This is a genomic window from Kitasatospora dryopteridis, from assembly GCF_050749075.1.
Taxonomy (GTDB): Bacteria; Actinomycetota; Actinomycetes; order Streptomycetales; family Streptomycetaceae; genus Kitasatospora.
The window spans coordinates 786,133-797,595 of sequence record NZ_CP192749.1 but is presented as its reverse complement, the minus strand read 5'-3'; the positions used below and the strand labels follow the sequence as shown (position 1 = coordinate 797,595).

The 11,463-nt window shown below is 73.5% G+C and carries 12 protein-coding genes; 4 read left to right on the top strand and 8 right to left on the bottom strand.

Going from position 1 to position 11,463, the window contains the following annotated elements:
- Positions 1-13: 13 nt before the first annotated feature.
- Positions 14-952, bottom strand: a complete 939-nt coding sequence (locus tag ACQ614_RS03590; protein WP_431676684.1) for a sigma-70 family RNA polymerase sigma factor — start codon at positions 950-952, stop codon at positions 14-16.
- Between the two features lie 10 nt (positions 953-962).
- Positions 963-2,153, bottom strand: coding sequence for an NAD(P)/FAD-dependent oxidoreductase (locus ACQ614_RS03585; protein WP_431676683.1), 1,191 nt, complete (start codon positions 2,151-2,153; stop codon positions 963-965).
- 445 nt (positions 2,154-2,598) lie between these two features.
- On the opposite strand from ACQ614_RS03585, the gene helR reads away from it, so the two are divergent.
- A complete protein-coding gene (gene helR, locus ACQ614_RS03580) occupies positions 2,599-4,749 on the top strand; it encodes an RNA polymerase recycling motor ATPase HelR (protein WP_431676682.1) in 2,151 nt (716 codons plus the stop codon).
- A gap of 49 nt (positions 4,750-4,798) precedes the next feature.
- On the opposite strand, the gene ACQ614_RS03575 is transcribed toward helR, so the two are convergent.
- Positions 4,799-5,122, bottom strand: a complete 324-nt coding sequence (locus ACQ614_RS03575; RefSeq protein WP_431676681.1) for a hypothetical protein — start codon at positions 5,120-5,122, stop codon at positions 4,799-4,801.
- Between the two features lie 218 nt (positions 5,123-5,340).
- On the opposite strand from ACQ614_RS03575, the gene ACQ614_RS03570 reads away from it, so the two are divergent.
- Entirely contained in the window at positions 5,341-5,946 is a 606-nt protein-coding gene (locus ACQ614_RS03570; protein WP_431676680.1) for a hypothetical protein, read from the top strand.
- A 62-nt stretch (positions 5,947-6,008) separates the two neighbouring features.
- On the opposite strand, the gene ACQ614_RS03565 is transcribed toward ACQ614_RS03570, so the two are convergent.
- The 3 genes from ACQ614_RS03565 to ACQ614_RS03555 all read right to left on the bottom strand — a co-directional run bounded on the left by ACQ614_RS03565 (position 6,009) and on the right by ACQ614_RS03555 (position 7,878).
- Positions 6,009-6,371 carry an ArsR/SmtB family transcription factor gene (locus ACQ614_RS03565; protein WP_431676679.1) on the bottom strand — a complete coding sequence of 121 codons (363 nt, stop codon included), beginning with the start codon at positions 6,369-6,371 and terminating at the stop codon, positions 6,009-6,011.
- Positions 6,368-6,814 carry an SRPBCC domain-containing protein gene (locus ACQ614_RS03560; RefSeq protein ID WP_431676678.1) on the bottom strand — a complete coding sequence of 149 codons (447 nt, stop codon included), beginning with the start codon at positions 6,812-6,814 and terminating at the stop codon, positions 6,368-6,370. Before ACQ614_RS03560 ends, ACQ614_RS03565 begins: the two co-directional genes overlap by 4 nt.
- A gap of 110 nt (positions 6,815-6,924) precedes the next feature.
- Positions 6,925-7,878 (bottom strand): aldo/keto reductase, encoded by a 954-nt coding sequence (locus ACQ614_RS03555; protein ID WP_431676677.1) that lies wholly within the window; start codon positions 7,876-7,878, stop codon positions 6,925-6,927.
- A 467-nt stretch (positions 7,879-8,345) separates the two neighbouring features.
- Between ACQ614_RS03555 and ACQ614_RS03550 the strand changes: the two genes are divergently transcribed.
- Positions 8,346-8,720: a hypothetical protein gene (locus ACQ614_RS03550; protein WP_431676676.1), complete on the top strand. Its 375-nt coding sequence runs from the start codon at positions 8,346-8,348 to the stop codon at positions 8,718-8,720.
- Between the two features lie 28 nt (positions 8,721-8,748).
- On the opposite strand, the gene ACQ614_RS03545 is transcribed toward ACQ614_RS03550, so the two are convergent.
- Positions 8,749-9,150 carry a VOC family protein gene (locus tag ACQ614_RS03545; RefSeq protein WP_431676675.1) on the bottom strand — a complete coding sequence of 134 codons (402 nt, stop codon included), beginning with the start codon at positions 9,148-9,150 and terminating at the stop codon, positions 8,749-8,751.
- A complete protein-coding gene (locus ACQ614_RS03540; RefSeq protein WP_431683814.1) occupies positions 9,147-9,668 on the bottom strand; it encodes a cupin domain-containing protein in 522 nt (173 codons plus the stop codon). Before ACQ614_RS03540 ends, ACQ614_RS03545 begins: the two co-directional genes overlap by 4 nt.
- Before the next feature lie 165 nt (positions 9,669-9,833).
- Between ACQ614_RS03540 and ACQ614_RS03535 the strand changes: the two genes are divergently transcribed.
- The gene (locus tag ACQ614_RS03535; protein WP_431676674.1) at positions 9,834-11,417 is read left to right on the top strand and encodes a hypothetical protein; all 1,584 of its coding nucleotides are present in this window, start codon (positions 9,834-9,836) and stop codon (positions 11,415-11,417) included.
- Positions 11,418-11,463: the final 46 nt, after the last annotated feature.

Sequence of the window (11,463 nt, the reverse complement as noted above, 5' to 3'; positions counted from 1 at the left end):
GCTCCGACCCGGGTCACCATGCGCTGATGACCGGCGCGTCGGGTTCGTGCTGCCGCCAGGCCTCGTTGAGGCGTGCGAGCCGGTCCGCGGCGGCGATGCCGTGCAGGGACGCGACCTTGCCGTCGCTGATTTCGAACGCCACGGTGCCCACGACCCGGTCGTCGACCACGGCGACGACGGCCGGGGAGCCGTTGACCCGCACAATGTGCATCGCGGGGGAGCCGCCGGCCAGCCGCCGCTTCGCCGGAGTGGGCTTGAAGCCGGCCCGCACGTAGACGGCGATGCGCTCGCGCGTGCCGTACCGCAGCAGCCGCCTCGCCAGTCCGGCGCCGTCCGAGACCGCGGTCGCGTCGGCGGTGAGCATCGCCACCAGCCGTTCGGTGCGCCCCGACGTGGCGGCGGCGAGGAACTCCTCGACGATCCGGCGTGCGGACGCGGGGTCCACCTCGTCGCCGCCGCGGCGCTCGGCGGCGACCCGGTGTCGGGCCCGGTGGACGTGCTGTTGGCTCGCGGACTCGGTGATGCCGAGGATCCCGGCGATCTCGGCGTGGGGGTACGAGAAGGCTTCGCGCAGGACGTAAGCGGCCCGCTCGACCGGCGAGAGGCGCTCCATGAGGGTCAGTACGGCCAAGGACACCGATTCGCGCTGCTCGAAGGTGTCGGCGGGGCCGAGCATCGGGTCGCCCTCGAGGAGCGGTTCGGGCAGCCAGTCCCCGACGGCACGCTCGTGGCGCGCCTGCGCCGAGCGGAGCCGGTCGATGCAGAGATTGGTGACGACCTTGGTCAGCCACGCCTCCGGCACCTCGATGCGTTCCCGGTCCGCGGCCTGCCAGCGCAGGAACGCGTCCTGCACGGCGTCCTCGGCGTCGGCCGCCGAGCCGAGCAGACGGTACGCGAGCGAGGCCAGCCGGTCCCGGCCGGCCTCGAACCGATTGACGGCTGCGCTGTCCATGCGGAGCAGCCTATGCCGCGACCCTCGCACCGGCCCGGTCGGACGCGGTGGCCAGGCGGCGCCTGCGCTTCGGCATGCCGAAGGTCGGGTGGTCGATGCCCCATCCGGCCCCCTTGAGCACGCCCGACTTGAGCCGTGCGGCGGTCCGGCCGCCCAGGTACCAGGACTTCGACCGGACGTCCCCGTCCACCATCTGGAAGATCGCGTCCCGCCGCCCCAGGCTGATGTGGTTGCCGTGGTACTTCAGCCCGCCGGTCGGGACCTCACTGCCCGTCAGGCGCGCGATGATGGAGGCGGTCGCCTGCATGTTGGTAAGGCCGGCCGAGGCGCAGGACATCGGCAGCGGCCGGCCGTTCTTGCCGATCGCGTAGGCGCAGTCGCCGGCGGCGTAGACGTCCGGGTGCGAGACCGAGCGCATGGTGCGGTCGACGACGATCTGACCGGTCTCGGCGACCTCCAGGCCGCAGGCGGCCGCGACGGGGTGCACGGCGAAGCCGGCCGACCACACGGTCACGTCGGCCGGGACGGACGTACCGTCGGCGGCGATCGCCCGTGTAGCCTCCACGGCTTCGATGCCGGTGTGCTCGTGGACGGTGATGCCGAGTCGGTCGAAGGCCCGGTGCAGGTGACGGCGGGCCTTAGGGGAGAGCCAGGCGCCCAGTTCGCCGCGGGCGGCGAGCGCGACCGAGAGGTCGGGCCGGGACTCGGCGAACTCGGTGGCGGTCTCGATGCCGGTCAGTCCCTCGCCGACGACCAGCACGGTGCCGCCCTCGCCCAGTGCGGCCAGGCGCTCGCGCAGGCGCAGCGCCGAGGACAGACCGGTCACATCGAAGGCGTACTCGGCCGCGCCGGGGACGCCGTGGTGGGCCACGGAGCTGCCGAGCGCGTAGAGAAGCGTGTCGTACGCGAGCTCGCCGTCGCCGTCCTCGCCGGTCACGGCGACGGTCCTGCGCTCGGGGTCGACGCCGGTGACGCGCGCCAGGCGCAGCCGCACCCCGGTGCCGGCGAAGACGTCGGCGAGCTTGCGGAACGAGAGGTCCTGGCCGATCGCGAGCTGGTGGAGCCGCATCCGCTCGACGAAGTCGGGCGCGGCGTTGACGACGGTGATCTCGGTGTCGGCGGGGGAGAGCCGGCGGGCCAGGTTTCCGGCGGCGAAGGCGCCCGCGTATCCGGCGCCGAGTACGACGATGCGGTGCTTCATGGCGTTGCTCCTGTCTCGTTCGCGTGCCCCTTGAACGAGACGGCGCCCCGATTGCTGACAGGAGCCGGATGTGACGCGGGTCACAGAAGCGGACGGGCGGCTGAACGTCCGTCATGGCGGGACGTGTGATTCCTGCGGAGGGAGTTGTCCGTCTACGGCGGACCGTGGGGCGAAGGAGAACACCCATCCTCCGCCACTCTCAACGTATACCGCAGTGGGGGTCTTGCGGCAAGGCCCCGGTCATGCCGCAAAATCGCTGGCTGAAGCCGGAAGCTGCGGAAATGGGAGATTTGCGAAGTGCCTGTGCTTTTGTTGATCCACGCCTGGTGCGGTGCCGCCGAACCGGCGGCGGGAAGTGCGCTGCGGCAGCGGGCACTCGGTGCGGAGGAGCGGCAGTGCGTGCCGACCGAAGCCCCGGCAACGGCCCCGGATCGGAGCGCATGACATGAACCCTTTGACCACCAGTGCGTTCGACCTTCCCGACCGGCTCGCCGCCAAGGCCGACCCGGTGCTGATCGCCGACGACGAGCGGCACTTCGCGGCCGTCGCGGAGAGCCTCGACCGGGCGGTCGCCGAACTGTCCGACCTCCTCGACGCCGCGCGCAGGGCGCCCGGCGGCGCCGGCCGCGGTGCGATGGACCGGGACGCGGAGATCCACCGCCTGACCGGCCGGCTGCGCGCCCTGCGCCGTTTCGGCCTGGACCTGTGCCTCGGCCACATCGTCGGCGCCGACGACGCCGGGCCCGTGTACATCGGACGGCTCGGCCTGACCGACGGCGAGGGCCGCCGACTGCTGCTCGACTGGCGTTCGCCCGCGGCCGAGCCGTTCTTCGCCGCGACCCACGCCAATCCGATGGGCCTGGCCAGCCGCCGCAGGTACCGCTGGACCCGCGGCCGGATCAGCGACTACTGGGACGAGGTGTTCACCGCCGACGGGCTGGAGGGGCGCGCCGCGCTCGACGACCAGTCCGCCTTCATCGCCAGCCTGGGCGGCAACCGGTCGGCCCGGATGCGGGACGTGCTCGCGACCATCCAGGCCGACCAGGACGCCATCATCCGGGCGGGCTCCCGCGGCGCGCTCGTCGTCGACGGCGGGCCGGGCACGGGCAAGACCGTCGTCGCCCTGCACCGCTCCGCCCACCTCCTCTACTCCGACCCCCGGCTCGGCCACCGCCGCGGCGGCGTCCTGTTCGTGGGCCCGCACCAGCCCTACCTGGCGTACGTCGCCGACGTCCTCCCCAGCCTGGGCGAGGAGGGCGTGCAGACCTGCACCCTGCGCGACCTCGTCGCCGAGGGCGCGGGGGCGGCGGTCGAGACCGACCCCGAGGTGGCCCGCCTGAAGTCGTCCGCGGACATGGTGAAGGCGATCGAAAAGGCCGTCAGGTTCTACGAGGAGCCGCCCACCGAGGGGATGACGGTCTCGACGCACTGGTCGGACATCTGGCTGAGCGCCGAGGACTGGGCCGATGCGTTCGACGCGCCGGACCCGGGCACGCCGCACAACGAGGCCCGCGAGCAGGTCTGGGACGAGCTGGTCACGATCCTGCTGGACAAGTACGACGGCGACGACGTCCCGCCCGAGCAGTTCCGCAGGTCGCTGCAGCAGGACGAGGAACTGGTCACGGCCCTCCACCGCGCCTGGCCGCTGATCGAGGCGGCCGACCTCGTCGGGGACCTGTGGTCCGTCCCCGCCTACCTGCGGATGTGCGCCCCCTGGCTCACCCCCGACGAGGTCCACAAGCTCCGGCGCCGGGACGCCCGGGCCTGGACGGTGTCCGACCTGCCGCTCCTGGACGCGGCCCGGCAGCGCCTCGGCGACCCGGAGGCGGCGCGGCGGCAGCGCCGGCACAGGGCCGCCGTCGCCGCCGAACGCGCGCGCATGGCCGACGTCATCGACCACCTGCTGCAGGCCGACGACGACGGCGAGGGCGCGGTGACGATGCTGCGCGGACGGGACCTGCAGGACAGCCTGGTCGACGGGGCCGCGCTGCCCGCCGCCGACCCGGACCGGCTGGCCGGCCCGTTCGCGCACATCGTCGTGGACGAGGCGCAGGAACTGACCGACGCGGAGTGGCAGATGCTGCTGCTCCGCTGCCCGTCCCGGAGCTTCACCATCGTGGGCGACCGCGCCCAGGCCAGGCACGGGTTCACCGAGCCGTGGCAGGAACGGCTCGAGCGGATCGGGCTCGACCGGATCACCGTGGCCTCACTGGGCATCAACTACCGGACACCGGCGGAGGTCATGGCCGAGGCCGAGCCGGTCGTCCGGGCCGCGATCCCGGACGCCAACGTGCCGGCCTCCGTCCGCAGCAGCGGCATCCCCGTCGTGCACGGATCCGTCCCGGAGCTGGACCGGATCCTCGAGGCCTGGCTCGCCGAGCACGCGGAAGGGATCGCCTGCGTCATCGGGGACCCGGCGTTCCGGGAGATGCCACGGGTGCGGTCGCTGACGCCGGAGCTGTCGAAGGGGCTCGAGTTCGACCTGGTCGTCCTGGTCGACCCTGAGGCGTTCGGTACCGGCATCGAAGGTGCCGTCGACCGCTATGTCGCGATGACCCGGGCGACCCGGCAGCTCGTCGTCCTCACGAGCCCGTGACCGGCTCCTGACCCCGGCAGGGCCGTCGCCCCCACTGTTGCCGGTCCCCTCAGCCGCCGTGCCGGGCGCTTCCGGCGTCGGCGCGGAGGCAGGAGGGGAAGCCGGGGTGCGTCGACCAGGCGGCGAGGCCTTCGAGGACCACGGCCCAGGCCCGCGCGGCCTCGCCCGCCTCACCTCTCGCCAGGGCCTCCTCGGCCCGGGCGAGGTGCTGGTCGACGGCACCGGACCAGGCGTCGAGCGCCGTGGCGATCTTGGCGCGGCCCGGCCGCAGCCCTGCCGCGCCGCGCTGCCGGCGCGCAGCGACGAACGCGCGGGCCGCACTGAGCTGCTCGGGGGTGGGGAGGCCCTCGGGAAGGTCGTGCGGAGTGCTCATGCCGTGTCCTCGGTGGCGGTACGGTCGCAGCCCTGCCGCAGGTCCGCCGTGATCTTCGAATATCCAACCTACTCCACCGCCCGAACACCCGCCGGGCTGCGTCGACGGACCCTCCACGGCGAACGGATCCGCTCGGCCGTGCGACGGGCCCCGCAAGGTTGTCCACAGGGGGCGAAATCGGGATGACCGGGCCGGCAGGGGCCGTGCACAATCCGGGCATGGCATCGAACGGCAAGGGATCGGACGTGGACGGGGCCGGGCCGGACGCCGGCGCCGACCGGGTACAGCGGCGGCTCGACCGGGCCGTGCGCAGCGGAGAGCTGATACGCATCCGCCGGGGCATCCGCGGTGCGGACCGCATCGAGGGCTTCGCGGTCGCGGCGACGCCCGGCTGGACGCTGCTGGCCGTCTGCACGGACATCCAGCTCGACGGCTTCGCCGCGGTGCGGACGGCGGACATCACCGAGGTCCGCCGCCGGGGCGGCGATACCTGCCTGACCGTCAGGGCGCTGCGCCGTCGCGGGCAGTGGCCGGTGCGCCTGCCCGGGCCGGCACTGCCGCTGGACGGCCTGACGGGGCTGCTGGAGGCCGCCGGCCGGGGGTTCGGCCTGGTCGCGGTGAGCCGTGAGCGGCAGGCACCGGATGCCTGCTGGATCGGGGCCGTTGCGGAGCTGCGGCCGAAGTCGCTGCGGCTCCACGAGGTCGACACGGACGCGCACTGGCACACCGGTGTGTCGAAGTTCCGCTTCAAGGACATCACCAGGGTCGACTTCGGCGGCCGGTACGAGCGGACGCTGCGCGAGTTCGCCGGGCCGCGTCCGTAGGCGGCGGCGAGCCCCGGGCCGTCGTTCTGCTGCCCCGATCCGGTGGGGATCGGGGCAGCGGTTCACGGCTGCGGGGGCGGGTCCTGCTCCGCCGCTTCGGCGAGGCGCTTGATCCGGGCCAGTCGCCGGTCCCAGTCCGCGGCGAGGGAGGACATCCAGCGCGCCGTGGCGTCCAGCGCCGCGGGCTGTACCGAGTAGCGGACCTCGCGTCCGGCCCGCCGGGCGGTGACCAGCCCGGCGGCGTCCAGGACGGCCAGGTGCTTGACCACGGCCTGCCGCGACACGGGCAGGCCCTCGGCGAGCACCGTCGCGGTGACCTCGCCGCGGGCGGCCAGCAGGTGCAGCAGCCGGCGCCGGGTCGGGTCCGCCAGGGCGGTCAGGACGCTGTCGACCGCCTCCGCAGGGCCGGGGCCCTCCTCGGTCACGAGGAGGGCTGTTCGGCGCGCGTCCTGAACGCGTCGAGCACCTGCGACCAGCCGCCGGTGTTGTCCTGCACGGCCTTGAGGCGCAGCTCCTCGGAGCCGGCCAGCGCCGCGAAGCCGCTCTCGACGACCCGCAGGCGCGTCCCGTCGCCCTCCTGGGCCAGCGTGAACTCGATCAGCGTGCTGTTGTCCTCGCGCAGCTCCTCCCCGGGGAAGGCGCTGGCCCAGCGGTAGGCGACGTACGTCTGCGGCTCGACCTTCTCCACGCGCACGGGGAAGTCCCCGTACTCGGGGTTCTTCACCACCACGGTCGAGCCCGCCGCTGCGACGGTGCCGGCCACGGCGGCTTCGTCGGCCACCCAGAACCCGGGCTCGGTCACCAGCGACCAGACCCGCTCCAGGGGTGCTGCGATCAGGGTCTCGCGCTCGATCCGGTCCGCACTCATGAGGAAACTCCTTCACTTCCGGCAGTGGATGCAACTCCAGGGTTGCACGTCGCCTCCCCAGGTGCAACCCAAGAGTTGCACCTGGGGCCGCGGCCGGGCGCCGGGCGGCCCTACGGCAGGGGTTCGCCGCGTGCCGTGAGCCAGAGGTCGTACCACTCCTCGTGGGCGAGTTCGGGCTCGCGGACGGCGGCATCCCGGCAGGCGCGGATGCGGGCCGGACTGGCCGTGCCGACGACGGGGACGATCCGTGCCGGGTGCCGCTGGAGCCACCACAGCACGACCGCCTCCGGCGTGGTGCCTTTCGCCTCGGCCAGCGACGCGACGAGCCGCGCCGTCCGCTGCTCCCGGTCGGTCTCCTGGCGGCCGGTGTAGCGGCCCTGCGCGAGCGCACCCCAGGCCTGTATCCGGATGCCGTTCCGGCGGCAGTGTTCGACCGTCCCGAACGGGAAGCCGTTGCCGGCCGCCGCGGCCGTGTTCACCAGTACCCCGGCCTCGAGCCAGTCCCGGCGCGCCAGGCTCATCTCCAGCTGGTTCGCCACCAGGGGCACGTCCAGATGTGCCTGCAACTCCTCGATCTGTGCGGCGCCCATGTTCGACACGCCGAACGCCCGCACGAGGCCCTGCCGGTGCAGCGACATCAGCGCCTCGGCGACCTCCGCCGGGTCGGCCAGTGGGTCGGGACGGTGCAGCAGCAGGGTGTCGAGGACGTCGGTGCGCAGCCGGGTGAGGCTCTCCTCGACCCGCTGCAGGATGCTGTCGCCGCGCAGGTCGTAGATGCCGGGCCGGTCACCGTCGGCGAGCCGGATGCCGCACTTGGTCTGGACGGTGATCCGTTCGCGCAGTCCGGGTGCCCGGGACAGGACCTCGCCGAAGACGGCTTCCGCCTTCCCGCGCCGGTAGATGTCCGCGTGGTCGAACACCGTGATGCCGGCGTCCACCGCCGCCTCGACCGCCGCCTCCGCAGCGGCGATGTCCTGCGAGCCGTACTTCTCGGAGTCCCAGTCGCCGCCCAGCCCCATGCAGCCGTACAGCAGGCGTTCCCCGCCCGGGAGTGTCGTCGTCATGCGGCAACCCTAGGCCACCTGTTCCAGAGGCCCGGAACACCCTCTGCCTGCACAAAGACCCGATCGAGCGGCCCCCTGAAGCCACCGGCACGCGTCGTCGGCCGGCCGGCCCGGACGGAGTTCCCGTTCGCGGGCGGGCTGCAGCGGTCGTGTCCGGCGGGCCGCGTAGCCTTCGGCCGTGACCGATCCGCAGCAGCCGCAACCGACCCTCGACGAAAGCCGGTTCATGCACGACCACCCTGACATCACTGCCCTGCTGCGGGTCCTGCCTCCGGAGTTCGTTGCCGATGAGCATGTCGACCGGGCGGCTGTCGAGGCGGCCTGGGGCACTGCGTTGCCGAGTGACTACATGGCCTTCATGTCCCGGTACGGGGGCGGCGCGGTCAACGGGGAGGTGGTGGTGTTGCTCCCGCTGCCCACGGAGGGCATCCAGTGGGACCCGGGGTCGCTGGAGGGGGAGACCGCGAATGCCCGCCACACCTGGGAGATGGTGGGCGGCCAGGAGGGGTCTGGACATCGGCCCGGACGCCATCCTGGCGTGGGGCGTCACGTCGGGGGCGGACATTTTCTGCTGGTACACCGCCGATCCGGACCCGGACCGCTGGCCCGTGCTCGTCTGCGGCCGCCACACCCGGGACGGCTTCACGCTGTACGCCTGCGGCATGGCCGAGTTCCTGCGCAGGGTGCTGCTCGACGAGTTCGAGGAGTACCCGCTGAGCATCGACGTCCGCGGCGGGGAGCCGACGTTCGTGCACTGGCTCGAGCAGCAGCGCCGCTGGAAGGCCGGGCTCGACCCGCACACCGGCGAGCCCGACCCGTTCGCCGACATGCTCCCCCGCTGACACCTCCGTCCGGGTCCGGATCGGGGTGTCAGGCGTTCCAGGTGCGGGTGCACAGGACGAGGCGGTAGCCGTCGGGGTCGGTGACGGTGACGCCGTGTTCGTCCCAGTACGGGTTGTGGGCCGGGACCCGGGTGCCGCCGTGCGCGGTGAGCCGTTCGACCAGGGCGGGGTCGACGGGGGTGCCCAGGTAGAGGACGAGGAGGTCGTCGACGGTCGGGGTGGGGCGGAGCGGGCGTTCGGGGTCGTGGGTGAGTTCGAGGTGCCAGGTTGCGCCAGGCGGGCCGACCATCAGCAGGTCGTGCTCGCCGGGCACGCGCTCGGTGGTGCGCCACAGCACCTCGAGCCCCAGCCCGTCGACGTAGAAGCGCTCCGCCGCCGCGAGGTCGAGCGAGGGGCGGGCCAGCCGGACCGGGGTGTCGGGGCCGATCACGCCGAGCGCTCCAGGGCCGCGCGCCAGACCGGGCTGTCGACGTAGTGGTTGTCGAACTGCTCGGAGGAGGCGGCGATCTCGGCCGGGTCGGCCTCGCCGCGCATCACACGGCCGAGCAGCCGCAGGTAGTCGAAGCGCTCCATGCCGGGCGTGAAGACGAACAGCACGTCCGCCTCGGAGCCGGGTGCGGCGGCGAAGGCGTGCGGGGTGTGCGGCGGGACGGCCAGGAAGTCTCCGGCGCCGAGCACCTTCACCTCATCGCCGACCAGGACCTGGAGGGAGCCGCTGATCACGAAGAACAGCTCCCACGCCCGGGTGTGGAAGTGGGCGGGGGCGCCGACCGCTCCCCGCGCGAAGGTGGAGCGGTAGCTCGTGAACGCGCCCTGGGTGTCGGCCGAATCGGCGAGCAGGGTCATCACGCTGCTCGGGTCGGCGCAGGTCTCCGCCTCGGCGCAGCGGGTGAGGACGGGGCGGGCGGCCTCCGTGTCGGGGGCGGTGTCGGGGAGGTTCTGATACATCGTCATGATCATTACCCTAGTGCCGTAAAGGACCAATTGCACGGGGCATTCGGACAGCGGGATCTTGGGCCAATTCGCCCCTCGGCCACTGCGGTCCACGGGGTCGGCCCGGCCCGTGATCTCCGCGTGTCGCGGGCGTGACCGGCGCGCGCGAGACTCGACGGTATGCGGAGTACGGGGGAGTGGGCCGCGATCCGGGCGGTCCTGCGGTGGGCGGGGCATCCGGGGACGCTGGCCGCGGTGCTGGTGCTGGCGTTCAACGACCATGTGGGCAAACGGCTCTGGCCGGGTGTCGTGACCGGCAAGCTGAGCGACCTGGCCTGGATGCTGGTCGCGCCGCCGGTGCTCGCGCTGCTGCTGGTGCCGCTCCTGCGGCTGCGCGGCGACTGGCCGGCCCGGGTGGGCCTGGGTGGCACGGCGGTCGCCTTCGCGCTCGCCAAGTCGGGCCCGGCGGGCGGCGAGATCGCCTCCCTGGTGTGGTCGTCGAGCGGTGTGCCGAGCCGCATCGTCGGCGACCCCGCCGACCTGGTGGCGCTGCCGCTGCTGGGGTTGAGCTGGTGGCTGTGGACCAGGCGAGACCTCCCCGGCCGGGGGCGCCGGGCGGCGGCCGTACTGGCGGTGCCGCTGGCAGTGGCGGCCATGGCGGCCACCTCGGTGGCCGACGCCTGGTACGAACTGGTGAGCGTGGACGGGCGGCCCGTCCTGGTCACCAGCGACGACCGGTGGACCAGCCCGGACGGCGGGAAGACCTGGACGCTGGTGGAACACGAGCCGCAGGACTCCGCCGTGCGGAATTCGGGCAAGAGTGCGCCTACGACGGGCTGTTCGGCCGCGGACCCGCGGATCTGCTACCGCGTGACCGACGAGAGATCGCCGGTCGAGGGCAGCCGGGACGGCGGCCTCACCTGGCAGCCGGTGTTCGACCCCCGCGTGGACCGGCACGCGGGAGCACACGGACTCCCGACGGCCTCTTCCCCGGGGTTCCCCTCGGCAGTCCCGTCGTCGCAGGCCGCCGGGGCGTCCGGGGAGGCGGGCGCGCAGCCGACCGCGTCGGGGTTCACGACGCCCGGGCAGGTGCTGGTCGTCGAAACGGCGGACGGCCTCCGGGTGCTCGCGCACTACCCGCACCAGGGGCTCTTCCTCCGCGACACCGACGGCACCTGGGCGCTGCGCCCGTACCCGATGTTCCGGCCGGAGCTGCTCCCGGAGCCGCCCCGGGAGGCCGGGTCCTGGCTCAGGGGCGTGCCCGTCGCGGTCGCGGCCGGCTGGGCGGCGGCCCTCGCGGCGATCGGCATGCGCCGACTGCGTACCGCACCGGCGGACGGCCGGCGGCGGCTCGCCGTCGGCTCGGCACTGTGCCAAATCCTGTGCCTGGCATGGGTCTACTGCGCCGGATGGCTGACCGGCGGACGCGTGTTCGCCGTGCTGCCCGGGTGGCTGCCGGTGAGCGTGCTCTCGCTGTGGCTGCTGCCGCTGACCGTACTGGCCTGGCGCACCCCCGGGGCCGGCAGCCGTCCGCGCCCGGATGCCTGGGTGCTGGGCGTGGTCTTCGGCACCGTCGGCCTGGTGCCGTACCTGATGTGGTTCCACGGCTCGGTCGCCACCTGGTCGGAGGCCTCCGGCAGGGTGCTGTGGGGCGCCCTGCTCGGTACGGCTGCGGGCGCGCTGTCCGGTTCGCTCCCGTGGCGGCCCCCCGCCCGGGCCGGAGCCGCACCGAACCCTTACCCGCCCGCAGGACGCCACCGGTAGTGGCGACCGGACAACTTGTGCGCGTCGGGACGGTTGCGGGGGACTC

Coding starts and splice junctions, on each gene's coding strand:
- ACQ614_RS03590 (WP_431676684.1), bottom strand. CDS start 952: ATGGACAGCGCAGCCGTCAATCGGTTCGAGGCCGGCCGGGACCGGCTG.
- ACQ614_RS03585 (WP_431676683.1), bottom strand. CDS start 2,153: ATGAAGCACCGCATCGTCGTACTCGGCGCCGGATACGCGGGCGCCTTC.
- helR (WP_431676682.1), top strand. CDS start 2,599: ATGAACCCTTTGACCACCAGTGCGTTCGACCTTCCCGACCGGCTCGCC.
- ACQ614_RS03575 (WP_431676681.1), bottom strand. CDS start 5,122: ATGAGCACTCCGCACGACCTTCCCGAGGGCCTCCCCACCCCCGAGCAG.
- ACQ614_RS03570 (WP_431676680.1), top strand. CDS start 5,341: ATGGCATCGAACGGCAAGGGATCGGACGTGGACGGGGCCGGGCCGGAC.
- ACQ614_RS03560 (WP_431676678.1), bottom strand. CDS start 6,814: ATGAGTGCGGACCGGATCGAGCGCGAGACCCTGATCGCAGCACCCCTG.
- ACQ614_RS03555 (WP_431676677.1), bottom strand. CDS start 7,878: ATGACGACGACACTCCCGGGCGGGGAACGCCTGCTGTACGGCTGCATG.
- ACQ614_RS03550 (WP_431676676.1), top strand. CDS start 8,346: ATGCCCGCCACACCTGGGAGATGGTGGGCGGCCAGGAGGGGTCTGGAC.
- ACQ614_RS03540 (WP_431683814.1), bottom strand. CDS start 9,668: ATGTATCAGAACCTCCCCGACACCGCCCCCGACACGGAGGCCGCCCGC.
- ACQ614_RS03535 (WP_431676674.1), top strand. CDS start 9,834: ATGCGGAGTACGGGGGAGTGGGCCGCGATCCGGGCGGTCCTGCGGTGG.